Below are 17055 nucleotides of genomic sequence, written 5' to 3'. Positions count from 1 at the left end.
ACAATAGGGGCGGGTGTTTGCATTCGCCCCTGTTAGCCTTAATAAAACGTATTTTTTCACGCCCAATCCCAAGATAACAACGATCAGTGATACCTTTCTGCTCACCAACAATGTTATACTGTAACACTTACAAATTCATATTGAGGTACATACGTTGAGAGATATATGGGGAATGGTGCTGTCTGTACTTTGCCTTGTGCATTGTTTAGCTGTACCTGCAGTATTGATCGTGATGAACGGCAGCATTTACCTACATCAAGATCATGTTGATTGGACCCACTACATCTTAATTGTGCCTGTGGTACTACTCGGTTTATTTGCCTTCCCACAAAACTATCGGCGCACCGGTTCCAAGCGCGTATTGGTACTTGGTTTGCTGGGGTGTGTATGCTTGGCCGCGGGGTTAATCTTCCATCAGTTCGAAGTATTACTAACAATCCTTGGCTCTATTGGCATGTTTATCGCCCATCGACACGGTTATGTCACAGCCAAAGCACTGAAGCAGCAGCTAAACAAAGCCCAAATCCAAACAAATTAGACCAAATAGTCCAGTTTTTTTCATTAACTGTTTATTTTTATCTCAATTGTTGCCAATCTAACCGTGTTTATCCGTTAAGTTTCTTCAATCTCCGTAAAATAGACCATTAATTTGCCCACAGAGCGAACCATTATGACTCACATTGTAAAACGCACACTTCTTGTTGCTATCACCGCCACTCTTGCTTTTTCCGGCGCAGTATCGGCCAAACCGAATAAAGAACTGCCTCTTACTTCGGCAGTGAAATGGCAACGCATCAGTAAAGAATACAAATTGATCACGACGTCGCTTTATCACAATGCCGCCGACGCACTAACCAACCGCGAAATTAACGCTGAAAATTGGGTCGTGGTAATGGATGTAGACGAAACCTTACTAGACAACAGTGAATTTCAACGCCGCCTGGATACAAGCGGTGGTAAGTACACTTCTGAAGGTTGGGCAAACTGGGTGAAAGAAGAAAACGCAGATGCGGTACCCGGCGCGGTTACGTTCGTTAAAGCGTTTTTAGCCAAAGGCGGCAAATTAGCTGCGATCACAAACCGCCCACAAGCGCTTGATAGCCACACATGGGCAAACCTAAAAGCCGTCGGTTTTCCAGTAACCCAAGACAACACATGTTTAATGGGCAGAAGTAAGGAAGACAAAGCCGCCATTAATCACAACGACATTATTAACGATAAAGATCGTCGCCGCGCCATGATAGAAGCGGGTAAAGCGGAATGTTTTGAAGCGAACACACCCGTGCCAAGTGTATGGCGCAAACCTGCGGTCATTGAGATGCAAGTAGGCGACAACATTGAAGACGTGCGTTTTGTTACCCAAGAAGACGCCGACATTGAGGCATTATTGCCGCGTCAAGGCCACAACATCCTTATATTACCTAACCCTATGTATGGTTCTTGGTAATACTCCCGTCGTATGAGTGACAGACAAGCCACATTGCAACAGTGGCTACAGCAAGACAAGGCGCGCTGCGATATTGTTAACGCAGCGCGACAACTGCAATTACCAGACAGTTATCTTGCTGCTGGTTTTGTGCGAAATATGGCATGGGACAACCTACACGGTGTTGCTTCACCCACGCCGTTGAACGATGTAGATCTGATCTACTTCGACAACACCGATTTGTCTACCGAGACGGAAATCCAGATTGAATCTTCACTTTCCCACCTATTACCCGATGTGAATTGGGAAGTGCGCAATCAGGCACGTATGCACCTGAAATACCAAGATCCTCCCTATTCAAACAGCCTAGATGCAATGAGCTATTGGGTAGAACTAGAGACAGCCGTTGGGTTGCGGCTCCACGATCTCGTTTTTGCGAGCGTTTATGGCCTTGAGCGACTCTTTGCTCTCACGGTCACACCGAATAAACGTCGCCCATTGCACGTCTTTCAGCAGCGAATCAGCAAAAAAAATTGGCTGACATTGTGGCCAAAGCTAGCCGTAATCAACGACTCAGCAGATCTGCCCACAACACGAGATTAAACAGAGGTAATAAAGACAGAACCTTACTGCGTTCAAGGACTTGGTTACGCAAACAAAATCATGTAACTTGCTATTTTAAATTGATGTTTTTGGAAATGTTATGACAAGGATAGGCGTAAAGGCAGTAGTGTTCATACTCATTGCTGGGTTGTGTGGCTGCGCAGCCACACAAAGTGAAAACACGCAAAAGCAAAATTGGAATTCAACCATTGAACGCGTTTCTAACGGCGTGGTGAGCATTCAATTTGATGTGCCGGTGAGTTTTGACGGTAATTGGAACACATCAAGCTATGCCACAGGTTTTATCGTGGACGCAAAACGCGGCATCATCTTAACCAATCGCCACGTGGTTACGCCCGGCCCAGTGACAGCAAAGGCAATTTTGCTCAACAACGAAGAAATCGAATTAACCCCGATTTACATCGACCCTGTCCACGATTTTGGTTTCTATCAGTACAACCCTGAAGACATTCAATATGTTACTCCCCATGAGTTTGAACTCGCTCCCGAGAGCGCCCATGTAGGACAGGACATTCGCATTGTTGGTAACGACGACGGACAAAAGCTGTCAATTCTCGATGGCACCATTTCGCGACTGGATCGCGATGCACCAAACTATGGGGCGGGGCGCTATAACGACTTCAATACCTACTACATACAGGCATCAACGGCTTCAACCGGCGGCAGTTCAGGCTCGCCAGTGATCAACGTAGAAGGGCAAGTGGTAGCCATTAACGCGGGAGCGGCATCTCGCTCAGCCAATGCGTTTTACCTTCCCCTTAATTCCGTTACTCGTGCGCTGCACAACATCCAGCAAGGCAAAGCGATTGCTCGGGGCGGTTTGTTAACCACTTTCATATCAACCCCTTATGCAGAATTGCAACGTCTTGGTTTAACGCCAGAATTAGAGAAAACCTATCGCGCGACTTTTGCCGATTTGAAAGGCTTGCTCACCATCAATACCATTTTGCCTGGCAGCCCAGCAGACACCGCGTTAGAGGTGGGAGATATTTTACTCACCATCAACAACGAGCCGGTTGCCGATTTCGTGAGTTTAGAGCAATGGTTTAACCAACACGTGGGAGAGTCTCTGTCGATAGAAGTGCTGCGCCAAGGTGTTGCGCAAAGCTTCGATATTGAGGTGAGTGATTTAACGGCGTTGATGCCCACGACCCTATTAAAATTTGATGCCAGTGTGTTTCATGACTTGTCATATCAACAAGCAAGACACATGGATAAGCCTTTAGAAGGCGTGTTTGTCGCGCTTGCCTCATCTGCCTTTAAAGCCGCCAATATTCCCAACCATGCAGTGATCACCGAATTTAATGGTGAGCCTATTGCGAATTTAAGTCAGTTCAACGAGATTTTGTCACGTACTCCTGACCGCACGAAAGCGCATATTCGCTATTTCGCTAAAAGCGCCCCCAAAACATCGCAATATGCCTTCGTTGAAATAAATCGCCAGTGGTTTGAACACAGCTTCTGTCACTTTAATGCAGAATTAGGCTATTGGCCTTGCGATGTCATTGCCAACACGCTTCCTCCGGCAAAACAAACCGTGGCAGAAGATCTAACGCCACTCCCGGTCGCTAATCACACGGGCTTGGAGAGTGCATTAGTGAAGGTAACGCATAGCAGCCCATATTCTATTCTTGGTCGCTCAGGCAATGAGAAAACCTACGGTACCGGTGTTATCGTTGATGCCGAAAAAGGCTGGATTGTGATTGACCGTACTATTGTGCCCAGTGTGTTGGGCGAGGTTAAAATTACCTTCAATAACCAGTTAGAAGTTGATGGTAAAGTCGAATATTTGCATCCATTGCACAATCTCGCATTAGTGAGCTACCCCACAGAGCTCCTTGGCCAGCTACCGGTCGCGGAAGCCAAATTGGCAACTCGACCACTTCAACGCGACGACGCCATTCTTCAAATGGGGTTGAATTACGATGGTGAGGTGGAATACCGCGGCACCAATATCGATACCGTGCAGGAGCTATGGCTAAATCGCGCAAACGTGCCTCAATTTGCTGAGAACAATATTAAGGTCGCGCACTTGGTTAACCCTAACGGCACTATCGACGGCATTATCCTCAATGAACAAGGCGAACTCGCGGCTCTTTGGGCTACCTTTACCCAAGGTGGCGATAAGGGTGAGGGCCGCCAATATTTTTCAGCTGGGATAACCGCTGACTATATTCAAGAGCTGATTGATCACGCCACCGCGCAACAAGGTTTCTATTCACTGAATATTAATTTAACCCAAATTGCACCAGTGAACGCTTTGCAGCGGGGCCTACCTAACGAGTGGCTTAACAAGATTATCAATGGCGATACTGTTAACAATAAGCTCTTGATGATTTATGAAATCATGCAAGATTCGCCAAGCTCGGCCCATTTCGAGCGCGGTGATATTCTGTTGGCGATAAATGATCAGCCTGTTACTTCATTTAAAACCTTTGAGGCTTTGTCTCAAGCGCCCTCGCTTCGCGTGACCTACCTTCGCGAGGGTCAGGTACAAAATACTGAATTAGAAACGTCTTTACTCGCAGGGGAAGACATTGATCGGGTGTTGTTCTGGGCTGGTCTAACACTACACAGACCACACCGCGCCGCTCTAATGCAACGCGGAATAGACGGTGACGGCGTGTATATCGCGAGTTATAAATATGGCTCTCCCGCAAACCGCTATAACGTTTACGCCATGCGCCGTATTGTTGCAATTGATGGTCAACCCACAGTGACCCTAGATGACTTTATTGCCCAAGTGAAAGACAAGCAGCACCGAGAATCTGTGAAGCTGAAAACACTGGATATCAATAACGTTGAAGAAGTGATCACCTTGAAACTCGACACCCACTACTGGCCATTTTTCGAGGTGCGCTTAGTAGATGGTGAGTGGCAAAAAGTCATGTACTGAGCCACTTTGAGTTAGCTCATAAGGCTAATCAAAAAGCAAAAAGGCGATGAATTGATTCATCGCCTTTTTTAATCGTGCTACGCCTTCAACAAGTTCAGGCTTTATCAGAGTTTGGGGTCTGATAAAAAGAACTGATAAGCCGGATCACTCGTCACATCATGGTGCTGATAATTGAGGTCAGCAAGATGGGTTTCAAACGCCTCACGACTCTCTGGCGGAATATCAAAGCCAGCCATCACCAGCCCTTCAGCCGCACCGTGGTTACGGTAATGGAATAAGGTGATATCCCAACGCTCTCCCAAGGTATTCAAGAACTTCAACAACGCGCCTGGATGCTCTGGGAATTCAAAGGTAAACACGCTTTCGTTCAATATTTTAGGCGGACGTCCACCCACCATATGACGCACGTGCAGTTTTGCCAACTCGTTGTCAGACAGATCAAAGCACGTGTAGCCTTTGTCTTCTAACTCTTGGGTTAACGCCTCAAACTCTTCACGACCACGCTTGAGTTTAATACCGACAAAGATGTGTGCTTCATTTTCACTGGCAAAACGGTAGTTAAACTCGGTGATATTGCGGCCACCCAGATACTCACAAAACTGCTTGAACGCACCGCGTCGCTCTGGAATTTTAACCGCGAACACCGCTTCTTTTTGTTCGCCTAATTCACAGCGCTCAGACACATAACGCAAGGTGTGAAAATTGGTATTGGAACCACACAAAATCCCACCTAACTTTTGGCCTTTTAAATCGTGTAGTTTGGCATATTTGCGAATTGCCGCTACTGACATAGCGCCAGCAGGTTCGGCAATCACGCGGGTATCGTCAAAAATGTCTTTAATCGCCGCGCAAATCTCGTCGTTCGACACTGTGATAATTTCATCGACCACACGGTCGCACAAGCGAAAGGTTTCTGAGCCCATCAACTTCACCGCAACGCCATCGGCAAATATGCCCACAGACGGTAGCGTTACTGGCTCACCTGCGGCTTTTGCCGCCACAAAACAGGCTGACTCTTCAGACTCTACCGCCACAATCTTAATTTCAGGTTTAAGTTGCTTGAGGTATACGCCAATGCCGGCCGCCAAACCACCGCCACCCACAGCGATAAACAGGGTATCGATGTTCGGGTTTTGTTCGAGTAGTTCTCGGGCTATGGTGCCTTGTCCAGCAATAACATCCGGATTATCGAATGGCGGGATCAAAGTGAAGCCTTCGCTCTCACACAAAGATTTAGCGTGCTGACTCGCTTGGTCAAAGTTAGTACCGTGCAGCACAATATTCACGTGCTGACCGCCAAAGGTACGCACCGCATCAACTTTGATATCCGGCGTGGTTTCAGGCATGACAATTGTTGCCTGAATCCCTTTCATATTGGCAGAGTAAGCCACGCCTTGAGCGTGATTTCCCGCCGATGCAGCCACTACGCCAGCGGCTTTTTGCGGCTCAGACAAGTTGGCGATGCAGTTGTATGCACCGCGCAATTTAAATGATTTTACCGGCTGCTGATCTTCACGTTTGAGGTAAACTTCGTTTCCTAATTCAGCACTTAACCGCGACAGCAACACTAAGTCACTGTTCACTGCCACGTCATAAACCGGCGCTAACAGGATTTTTTTAAGATAGTCGTGGTCACTAACGGTCATATATCTTCCAGCTTAGACGGGTCGCGTACTGCGCCTTTGTCTGCACTGGTTGCCAACATAGCAAAGTTGCGCAATGACACAGACACTTTTCGTTCGCGATTAACAGGTTTCCACGGGCGCTCACGCGCTTCCATAGCCTCACGACGCGCTTGTAGCTCTTCGTCGCTTACCACCATGTTGATGGTTCGGTTAGGAATATCAATTTCAATGGTATCGCCTTCTTCTACCAAACCAATACCGCCGCCACTGGCTGCTTCTGGTGAGCAGTGACCAATTGACAAACCCGACGTACCGCCAGAGAAGCGACCGTCTGTGATCAAAGCACAAGCCTTACCCAACCCTTTCGACTTAAGGTAAGACGTGGGGTATAGCATTTCTTGCATACCTGGGCCGCCACGCGGGCCTTCATAACGAATAAATACCGCATCACCGGCTTCGATTTTTTCACCCAAAATGGCGGCTACTGCGTCATCCTGACTTTCAAAAATACGCGCACGACCGGTGAATTTTAAAATCGATTCATCTACACCAGCTGTTTTTACGATACAGCCGTCTTCGGCTAAATTACCAAATAGAACGGCTAAGCCGCCTTCTTGGCTAAAGGCGTGATCAATATCGCGAATACAGCCGTTTTGACGGTCAATGTCGGCATCTGGCCAACGACAATCCTGGCTGAATGCTTTAGTAGTACGAATCCCCGCAGGGCCTGCGCGATAGAATTTATCTGCTTCGGGTTTGTCACCCTGCGTAATATCAAACTCGCTGATCACATCGCCAATAGGTTTGCCCAATACATGAGAACAATCAGCGTGCAGCAAGTTCGCTTTGTTTAATTCATTGAGAATACCGAGAACACCACCTGCGCGGTGCACGTCTTCCATATGATAAAGAGGTGTAGACGGCGCCACTTTACAAAGGTGGGGCACTTTACGCGACAAACGGTCGATATCAGCCATAGTAAATGGCACTTCACCTTCCATTGCTGCGGCTAACAAATGCAGAATGGTGTTGGTAGAACCCCCCATGGCGATATCCAAACTCATAGCGTTTTCAAAGGCCTTAAAGTTTGCGATATTACGTGGCAATGCGCTTTCGTCATCATTTTTGTAATAACGTTCACACAAATCAACAATCACTTTGCCCGCTTGCTTAAACAGCGCTTCACGATCAGCGTGGGTAGCCAACATCGAGCCGTTACCCGGCAAAGACAAGCCTAGTGCTTCAGTAAGGCAGTTCATTGAGTTAGCGGTAAACATACCAGAACAAGAACCACAGGTAGGGCAAGCTGAACGCTCAATTTCATTGCTGTCGGCATCAGACACTTTGTCATCGGCTGCCGCTACCATGGCGTCAACCAAATCCAATTTTATCAGTTGATCAGAAAGCTTGGTTTTACCCGCTTCCATTGGACCGCCTGAAACAAACACCACCGGCACGTTAAGGCGCATAGACGCCATCAACATTCCCGGCGTGATCTTGTCACAGTTAGAAATACACACAATGGCATCTGCACAATGGGCATTAACCATGTACTCAACCGCGTCGGCGATAATTTCACGCGACGGCAGGCTGTAAAGCATACCACTGTGACCCATCGCGATACCGTCGTCTACCGCAATGGTGTTGAATTCTTTGGCTACACCGCCGGCTTCTTCAACACTTTTCGCCACCAGCTGACCGAGGTCTTTGAGGTGCACATGCCCAGGCACAAATTGCGTAAATGAGTTGGCAATTGCAATAATTGGCTTGCCAAAATCGGTGTCCTTCATTCCGGTTGCACGCCACAATGCGCGCGCGCCGGCCATATTTCGTCCCTGCGTTGTTGTTGCAGATCGTAACTTGGGCATAATGCTTATAACTCTCTTAAATTACTTGTAAACCGGTGTTAACCAGTTCCATTTATCTTCTGTTTTGCCGTTAAACAAACCGAAGAACATTTCTTGTAGCTCAGTGGTGATAGGACCACGGCTGCCATTACCAATTGAAATACCGTCAACACTGCGTACTGGTGTGACTTCTGCGGCTGTACCACACATCAAAATCTCATCAGCAAGGTACATGGCTTCGCGTGGAATGTTTTCTTCGCGAATTTCATAGCCAAGGTCTTTTGCCAAAGTAATTACGGTATCACGGGTAATACCCGGCAAAATTGCTGCCGTTTTTGGTGTAGTGCTGATCACACCGTCGCGAATAACAAAGATGTTTTCGCCCGCGCCTTCACTGATATAACCGTTGCGATCAAGGGCAATACCTTCGCCATAGCCGTGGCGACGAGCTTCCATTGAAATCAACTGAGAAGACAAGTAGTTACCACCGGCTTTTGCACCAGTAGGCATAGTGTTGGCCGCTAAGCGGTTCCACGAAGAAATACCCGCGTCTACCCCGTTTTTCAGTGCTTCTTCACCCAAATATGCACCCCACTCGAAAGCAGAGATGGTCAATTCAGTTTCAGTACCGAAAGGCACGCTTAATCCCATACCAATATCGCCGTAAAATGCGATTGGGCGGATGTAGGCTGACTTCAAGTTGTTTTCACGAATGATGTCGATGGTCGCTTGGTTAATCTGTTCCAAGGTGTAGGGGATCGTCATACGATAGATTTTTGCTGAATCTAACAAACGACGGTTGTGGTCATTCAATCGAAAGACGCACGTACCTTGATCAGGGGTGTTGTATGCACGAACACCTTCAAACACAGACGAACCGTAATGAATCGCATGAGTCATTACGTGTACCGTAGCGTCTTGCCAAGGAATGATTTCACCGTTGAACCAGATTTTTTCAGCGAGTTGCTTAGCCATGATAAATCCTTAAAAAACGAACACTCAGGTTCGAGAAGCACATACTTAAGAGTTTGAATGTGCACAATTAATACCGAGACAGATAATACAACACCACTATAGCGTACCCAAATTACACGAAGCTTATATCGCCAGAAGTGTAATCACTGATTGACGATTTACGTGTAAGGGCGCGTTTTGCTCACAGGGTTGCCTGTCGCCGGGTCGACATGACGAGAAGTTTGACTAGAAAAGATAATAGACCGTTATGACACGGTTGTGATGATGTTCGGATAAGTTTCACCACAAACGCATAAGCACTATTGGCTAGATAATGGTTACACCTTTTAAAAAATATCACTGAACCAGAGGGTGGATCAAGGGGAAATCATCAGTTTACGACTAAGGTCTCTGGCGACAAGGAAATTTAGGTTGATTGATCAACCAAAAACAACTGATGCAGTCGTCGGTCAGAATCGCTACCATGAGCCCCTTAATTTCAAACAGGCCGTAACATGATTGATTGGTTTCATTGGTTAAACCTTGCAGGTGTCGCAGTATGTGCCATATCTGGTACGCTGATGGCTTATCAAAAACGTATGGACGGCTTTGGCGTTATCGTACTTGCAAGCGTAACGGCCATGGGTGGTGGCACATTACGCGACATTATGCTCGATGTACCCGTGTTCTGGTTTGTTGAAGTCGATTACCTTTACATTACCCTCGCTGCTGCAGCGGTCACCATCATTTGGCTGCGCTTGAGCCCCCGTTTCCCTTATCACTACTTGTTAATTGCCGATGCGTTTGGCTTGGCTTTGTTTAACGTGGTGGGCATGCAAAAAGCCCTCATCAATGACGCAGGGCTCGTCATTGCCGTAGCCTTAGGTACCATTACCGCTGTGGTTGGCGGCTTGTTACGAGACGTAATTTGCCGAGAAGTGCCACTAGTACTCAATGGTGAACTGTATGCCTTTACCTGTATTTTGGGTGGTGTGGTGTACGGCATCGTGCAATATGCAGGTTTGGACGCTCAATGGTGTGCCATTGCTGCGGTTATTACCACAGTACTGGTGCGTTTAGGCGCCATGCGTTGGCATTGGCAATTACAAGTATTCCCTCACGAGCAATAAATCTGGCACATGGTTCAGTCGAATCCATGTGTTACCCGTTTTAGCATAGCCTTTCGGAATTAAATCAAGAGGACACACCGTGGGCTATGCGGTTGTGATGACGCGGGCAGGGCAAGGTATTGATGCACCGCAAATCAGTGTAGAAGTGCATCTGGCTAATGGTATGCCCGGTTTTCATTTAGTGGGGTTGGCGGAAACCGCGGTTAAAGAAGCTCGCGAGCGAGTGCGCGGCGCATTGCTCAATAGTGGCTTTACCTTTCCTGCTAAACGGATCACGGTGAATCTCGCGCCCGCAGACATCCCCAAAAATGGCGGCCGTTACGACATGGCTATCGCCGTGGGTATTCTCGCGGCAGAAGGCTTTATTCCCTCAGAGGCCATTGCCAACATCGAATGTATTGGCGAGCTAAGTTTACGTGGCGAATTGCGCGGTGTGACCGGCTTGTTACCGGCGGCTCAAGCCTGTGAAAAGGCAGAAAACACCCTCTATATCGCTGAGCCAAATACCAATGAAGCCCAACTGGTTAACGGGCTAAACTTTGTTGCAGCCGATTCAATTCTCACGCTCTTTTTGCATTTAACTGCGCAAGCATCTTTACCGGTTCAAACCGGAAGTGCCCCTTCTCACCTTGATGAAAATAACAACATAGGGTGGGATGACATCGTCGGCCAAGAGCAAGCAAAGCGTGCGCTACTCATCGCCGCGAGCGGGAAGCATCATCTACTTTTCGTAGGGCCGCCGGGCACTGGAAAAAGCATGCTGGCCCATCGCTTAACTCAATTACTGCCACCGATGAGTGAAGAGGAAGCCCTTGAAGCCGCAGCAATTCGCTCTATCAAAGGTGAAGCCTTAAATACGGAACGATGGCGGCAACGCCCCTTTCGCAGTCCTCATCATACGTCTTCCGCCATTGCGCTAACCGGTGGAGGCACTGTTCCCAAACCTGGTGAAATATCTCTCGCCCATCACGGCGTATTGTTTTTAGATGAATTACCAGAATTTGGCCGCCAAACCTTGGACGTACTCAGAGAGCCGTTAGAAACCGGTGACGTGTGTATTTCACGAGCGGCGGGGCAAGCCAAGTTTCCAGCACAATTTCAGCTGGTGTGTGCGCTTAACCCCAGCCCCACCGGTGATGTGCATGATGGCCGTACGCCAGTGGATCAAATATTGCGTTATTTGCAACGCCTTTCCGGCCCATTACTCGACCGTATCGATATACAAGTAGATGTGCCAAAACTGGCTGATTATGTGATGCCGTCGTCAACACCTGTACAAGATTCTTTGCTCGCAGTAAAACAAACCGTACTCGCTACCAGAGCCAAGCAAATATCTCGTCAGGGCAAGCCTAACGGGCAACTCACGGGTGCCGAAATGGCCCAACACTGCCAACTGAGCGAAGAAGACTCATTATTCTTTAAAGAAGCAGCGCACAAATTGGAACTCTCCATGCGTACGTTTCACCGCACGTTGAAAGTTGCGCGCACACTGGCGGATCTTAGTGATTGCGAAGTGATTCAACGTCAGCATTTGGCCGAAGCCTTGGGTTATCGCGCATTGGATAACCTCATTCATCAATTGGTTTCTAACTGAAGTAGGGCATTGATAAGAGGCTCGTGTTGACGCGATTGCAAACAGCAAAGCCCAAGCACGTAAGACTCGATGTCGTCCACCGTTATCTGGGCAACATTGGCAGCGATACTGGAGTGATCCAACACCACTTGGGGAACAAACCCCACACCACATCCTAATGCCACCATGCTAACAATCGCTTCATTACCCCCAACCGATGCGTATACATTGGGGCGAATGCCATGCTCGGCAAACCAGTGGTACACAATGCGCCGAGTCGGCCCTTGTTCGGGCAAAATCACTTTGTGGTGTCGCCAATCAATTTGGCTCAACTGATTAATACGCCAGTCTTTGGGAGCGATGAGTACCAGTGGCACATCGTCTAACTTGGAAAAATACAAATCGGTTGGGAAATCAGGCGTGTGAATAGCAATCGACACATCACTTTGTTTTTGTTTCACATTGCTGATAGCTGCAGCAGGATCGCCAGTCACCAATCGAATATCAACCCCAGGGTAACGTTGACGATAGCGTTGCAACACCGCCGGTAAGTGGCTTTGGCTGGCGGTTACCGAGCAATACAAACTCAACTCGCCTTGCAACGCCAGCTTGTCTTCCCGTAATTCATGCCGCAAAGATTGCCACTCTTGCAATGTTTTATCACTAAACGACAACAACTTATGACCGGCGTGGGTCAATGCCACTTTGCGATTATCGCGCTTGAAGAGTACCGCACCGCACTCTTCCTCTAACCGCTGAATCACACGGCTCAAAGTAGAAGGCGAGACGTACATTGCCTCTGCGGTTTCACCAAAATGTAAACTGTTTGCGAGATGATTAAACAGTTGCAGGCTTTTGAAATCCATTATCGTTTCATTTTTTGCAACACTGTTTTGCAAATATATCATTTTCCAAAACAAAAGAAATCACCTATTCTCCGTGACAAGTCGTCATCGACGAGGTCTTTGCCACGAAATGGCGTGGTAAAAATGACGAAAAGAGATGTTCGGAAAGATTTATGGCTAATTATTTCAATACCCTATCGTTACGTCAGCAACTAGACCAATTAGGTCGTTGCCGCTTTATGAAGCGCGAAGAATTTGCTGACGGCTGTGAGTTCCTTAAAGGCAAAAAAGTTGTCATCGTTGGCTGCGGTGCACAGGGCCTTAACCAGGGTCTCAACATGCGAGATTCAGGGTTAAATGTTGCTTACGCATTGCGTCAGGCTGCAATTGACGAGAAGCGCGACTCATACCAGCGCGCAACCAGTAACGGATTTACTGTTGGCACTTATCAGGAGCTAATTCCAGAAGCGGATTTGGTATACAACCTGACGCCAGATAAGCAACACGCGAGTGTAGTGGAAGCTGTTATGCCTCTTATGAAAGAAGGCGCAGCACTTGGTTACTCTCACGGCTTCAACATTGTTGAAGAAGGCCAGCAAATTCGCCAAGACATCACGGTAGTGATGTGTGCACCTAAGTGCCCAGGCACTGAGGTTCGTGAAGAATACAAGCGTGGCTTCGGTGTACCTACACTGATTGCTGTTCACCCAGAAAACGACCCGAAAGGGGAAGGTTGGCCAATCGCTAAAGCGCTAGCTAGTGCAACAGGTGGTGACCGTGCGGGTGTACTTGAATCTTCATTTGTTGCAGAAGTGAAATCAGACTTGATGGGTGAACAAACTATCTTGTGTGGTATGCAACAAGCTGCAGCTATTCTCGCTTTCGAGAAAATGACTGCGGAAGGTTTAGACGCGGGTTACGCTGCAGCATTGATTCAGTTTGGTCTTGAGACTATTACTGAAGCACTGAAAATTGGTGGCGTTACCAACATGATGGACCGTTTGTCTAACCCTGCTAAGGTGAAGGCATACGAGCTGTCTGAAGAATTAACAGCATTGCTTCGTCCGTTGTTTGAAAAACACCAAGACGACATCATCAGCGGTGAGTTCTCTCGCACTATGATGGAAGACTGGGCGAATGGCGATGCCAACCTACTTAAATGGCGTGAAGAAACTGGTGAATCAGGTTTCGAAAATGCACCTGTTTACGAAGGTACAATTACAGAGCAAGAGTTCTTTGATAAAGGTATCTTGCTGGTAGCAATGATTAAGTGTGGTGTTGAAGTCGCGTTCGACGTAATGGTTGAAGCAGGCATTCTTCCTGAATCAGCTTATTATGAATCACTACACGAAACACCGTTGATTTCTAACACAATCGCTCGTAAGCGCTTGTATGAAATGAACGTGGTTATCTCTGATACTGCTGAATACGGTAACTACCTATTCGCTAACGCGGCAGTACCATTGCTACGTGAACAGTTTATGCCAAAAATCGGCACAGACGTGATTGGCGAAGGCCTAAACGTTGCTTCTAACCAAGTTGAAAACAAACGCTTGGTAGATATCAACGAAGCTATTCGCAGCCACGGTGTTGAGTCGATTGGTAAAGAATTACGCGGTTACATGACGGACATGAAAGCCATCATTGAAGCGTAGACAGTTTCTGTCGTTAGGTGCTTAACCAAGCCCTCTTGCCCAACCATTTTGGTTGGGCTTTTTTATGCCTGTAATAAAGTCACACTTTCTACGCCTGACTCCCTTCCTTCATAGCAAACAAGACAAAGTGTTAGATTCGTAGGCTGAAGCCAGCACGCTACGCCGCATACCACTTATTGAATGTGATAATGTTACAACTCACAGTATTCACTGTATAACAATACGAGTGAGGAAAGGATTAGATGTGAGAAACAACACCAACACCTAACTCACCCAATAAAAACGACAACGATAATGAGGAAAATGATGCGTTATTTTCGCTTTATGTTACTGATCATCAGCGGTTTAATTTGCTTACCAGCGATCAGTGCAGATACCAGCCAGAAGGATTCGCGCGCTGAATATATTCGTTCCCACTATGCGAAATACGAATATCACGTACCGATGCGTGACGGCAAAAAACTGTTCACCTCGGTATACGTACCTTATGATCAAAAAGAGAGCTACCCGATTTTGATGCAGCGCACACCTTATCGCGTGGCACCCTACGGTAGTGATAAATATAAAACCCGCTTAGGCCCGAGCGCTGAGTTTGAACGAGAAGGCTACATTTTTGTTTTTCAAGACGTACGCGGTAAGCAAATGTCTGAAGGTGAATATGTAAACATGCGCCCTCAAAATGCTTATCAAAAAGGCAAAGATGCCGTAGATGACGCCACCGACACCTACGACACTATTGATTGGCTTATCAACAACATCCCCAACAACAATGGTCGTGTTGGCATGTGGGGGATTTCTTACCCCGGCTACTACACCTCAGTGTCGGCGATTAATAGCCATGAAGCATTAAAAGCTATTTCGCCCCAAGCACCAATCGCCGACTGGTTCTTCGACGATTTCCATCGCAATGGGGCTTTTTCTACGCCCATGGCGTTTTTGTTCTTTGATACATTCGATAAACCAAGAGAGCAGCCGTTCCCATGGCGTGAACAGGGCCGTAAAATTCCCACACCTGATGGCTATGAGTTTTTCCGTGATTTAGGCCCTTTGTCGAATGTGAATAAAGATTACTTCCACGGCGAGCGCCCGTTTTGGAATGAACTCACCGAACACCCCAATTACGACGAGTATTGGCAAGCCCGCAATGTATTGCAGCACCTCAATGATGTGAAACCTGCAGTTTTAGTTGTAGGCGGTTGGTACGACACCGAAGACTTGTATGGTCCATTAGCCACATATCAAACCATGTCGAACAACAACCAAAAAGACAATGTACAAATTGTTATGGGGCCTTGGTACCACGGCCAGTGGATACGTGATAACGGCGAAAACATGGGTGAAGCGCAACTGGGCTTTGAGACCAGTGTGTGGTTCAGAAATAACGTGTTGCTGCCATTTTTCGACCAACACCTGAAAACCGATAGTAAAAAGGCATACAACCCAAAAGCCACTGCTTTTGAAACGGGTGCAAACCGCTGGCGTCAATTCGATCAGTGGCCACCGAAAAATACCCAAGCCAAAACCCTGTACTTGGCAGATGGCGAAAAGCTAACAGACAACAAGCCTAAAGTAAGTAATAGCTTCTCAGATTATATCTCTGATCCGAACAAGCCGGTTCCGCACTCGGCAGCGGTTAGCCGTGGCTGGGACCGCCCGTACATGGCTGAAGATCAGCGCTTTACCGCTCGTCGTACTGATGTGCTTGTATTCGAAACCGACGCCATGACTCAAGACATGACACTCGCTGGCTCAGTAGATGTGGATCTATGGGTATCAACGGATAAAACAGCAGCAGATTTTGTGGTGAAGATTGTTGATGTGTTCCCGGGTACCGATGAAAACACCGATAAAATGGATACTGCGACAGGTGATCGTCACGAGCTTGTGCGTTGGGGAATCATTCGCGGGCGCTTTAGAAACAGCTTCACCAACCCTGAGCCCTTCGAGCCTGGAAAACCCACTAAAGTCAGTTTTGAATTGTACGACTTACTCCACGATTTTAAGCGTGGTCATAAGTTACAAATTCAAATTCAGAGTTCAATATTCCCATTTTTGGATATGAACCCGCAAACCTATGTGGAAAATATCTTCTTTGCTAAAGAAGAAGACTTTGTTCGTGCCCAGCACCGTGTGTATCACGATAAGCAACACGCCAGTAAGATCAGCTTTAACATCTTACCTACGCAATAGAACGAACCTCACAAACACAAAGGCCGCTAAAAGTAGCCTGTCTCTTGATCACAAGTCAGCCTCAAGAGAACGGGCCAAATCGTAACCTTCAAGGATGGTTTGTAGTTTGAACCATCCTTCCCATAGGGCTTTTATTGACGCCTTGCCTGTCCTTTTAGTATCTTTCCACCCGCCAAGCCTGGCAAGGTGCTCATAAGCCCACTTTATGCTTGGGGGAGTCGATGGTATTGTTTTACTCTCGTTTTTCAACCACAGTAATTTCCACGCTTTGGGCGATAGAACCTGTTCAC

At 47.3% G+C, this 17055-nt stretch carries 12 protein-coding genes and 1 pseudogene; 8 read left to right on the top strand and 5 right to left on the bottom strand.

Annotated features, from left to right (window positions below; genetic code table 11):
* Positions 1–154 precede the first annotated feature (154 nt).
* The 4 genes from ACXAH6_RS03945 (at position 155) to ACXAH6_RS03930 (ending at position 4946) form a co-directional block, all read left to right on the top strand.
* Complete coding sequence (locus ACXAH6_RS03945) at positions 155–538, top strand: MerC domain-containing protein (protein ID WP_474875337.1); 384 nt, start codon at positions 155–157, stop codon at positions 536–538.
* A 132-nt stretch (positions 539–670) separates the two neighbouring features.
* The gene (locus ACXAH6_RS03940; RefSeq protein ID WP_474875336.1) at positions 671–1447 is read left to right on the top strand and encodes an HAD family acid phosphatase; all 777 of its coding nucleotides are present in this window, start codon (positions 671–673) and stop codon (positions 1445–1447) included.
* Between the two features lie 12 nt (positions 1448–1459).
* Complete coding sequence (locus ACXAH6_RS03935; RefSeq protein WP_474875335.1) at positions 1460–2029, top strand: nucleotidyltransferase family protein; 570 nt, start codon at positions 1460–1462, stop codon at positions 2027–2029.
* A 100-nt stretch (positions 2030–2129) separates the two neighbouring features.
* Positions 2130–4946, top strand: coding sequence for a trypsin-like peptidase domain-containing protein (locus ACXAH6_RS03930; RefSeq protein WP_474875334.1), 2817 nt, complete (start codon positions 2130–2132; stop codon positions 4944–4946).
* 104 nt (positions 4947–5050) lie between these two features.
* Here the strand turns inward: ACXAH6_RS03930 and ilvA are convergent, their stop codons facing one another.
* From ilvA to ACXAH6_RS03915, 3 genes are read right to left on the bottom strand one after another with little or no spacing between them, the layout of a single operon-like run.
* Positions 5051–6592, bottom strand: a complete 1542-nt coding sequence (ilvA, locus tag ACXAH6_RS03925) for a threonine ammonia-lyase, biosynthetic (RefSeq protein WP_474875333.1) — start codon at positions 6590–6592, stop codon at positions 5051–5053.
* On the bottom strand, positions 6589–8439 hold the full coding sequence (ilvD, locus tag ACXAH6_RS03920) for a dihydroxy-acid dehydratase (RefSeq protein ID WP_474875332.1): 1851 nt from the start codon (positions 8437–8439) through the stop codon (positions 6589–6591). The genes ilvA and ilvD overlap by 4 nt, the downstream gene beginning before the upstream one ends.
* 21 nt (positions 8440–8460) lie before the next feature.
* The gene (locus tag ACXAH6_RS03915; protein ID WP_474875331.1) at positions 8461–9393 is read right to left on the bottom strand and encodes a branched-chain amino acid transaminase; all 933 of its coding nucleotides are present in this window, start codon (positions 9391–9393) and stop codon (positions 8461–8463) included.
* A 494-nt stretch (positions 9394–9887) separates the two neighbouring features.
* On the opposite strand from ACXAH6_RS03915, the gene ACXAH6_RS03910 reads away from it, so the two are divergent.
* A complete protein-coding gene (locus tag ACXAH6_RS03910; RefSeq protein ID WP_474875330.1) occupies positions 9888–10502 on the top strand; it encodes a trimeric intracellular cation channel family protein in 615 nt (204 codons plus the stop codon).
* A gap of 79 nt (positions 10503–10581) precedes the next feature.
* Entirely contained in the window at positions 10582–12096 is a 1515-nt protein-coding gene (locus ACXAH6_RS03905; RefSeq protein ID WP_474875329.1) for a YifB family Mg chelatase-like AAA ATPase, read from the top strand.
* Here the strand turns inward: ACXAH6_RS03905 and ilvY are convergent.
* Positions 12078–12941: an HTH-type transcriptional activator IlvY gene (gene ilvY / locus ACXAH6_RS03900; protein WP_474875328.1), complete on the bottom strand. Its 864-nt coding sequence runs from the start codon at positions 12939–12941 to the stop codon at positions 12078–12080. The two genes, ACXAH6_RS03905 and ilvY, sit on opposite strands and share 19 nt — an antisense overlap.
* Positions 12942–13093: 152 nt before the next feature.
* On the opposite strand from ilvY, the gene ilvC reads away from it, so the two are divergent.
* Together ilvC and ACXAH6_RS03890 are read left to right on the top strand one after the other, a co-directional pair.
* Positions 13094–14575: a ketol-acid reductoisomerase gene (ilvC, locus tag ACXAH6_RS03895; RefSeq protein WP_474875327.1), complete on the top strand. Its 1482-nt coding sequence runs from the start codon at positions 13094–13096 to the stop codon at positions 14573–14575.
* A 303-nt stretch (positions 14576–14878) separates the two neighbouring features.
* Positions 14879–16765, top strand: a complete 1887-nt coding sequence (locus tag ACXAH6_RS03890) for a CocE/NonD family hydrolase (RefSeq protein WP_474875326.1) — start codon at positions 14879–14881, stop codon at positions 16763–16765.
* A gap of 48 nt (positions 16766–16813) precedes the next feature.
* Here ACXAH6_RS03890 and ACXAH6_RS03885 read toward each other — a convergent pair.
* Positions 16814–17055, bottom strand: a pseudogene (locus ACXAH6_RS03885) (IS4 family transposase); the annotation flags it as partial.

The organism is Alteromonas sp. ABE4_545 (assembly GCF_056161325.1).
The sequence above is the reverse complement of the archived record's forward strand: the minus strand, read 5'-3'. Positions and strand labels throughout refer to the sequence as shown.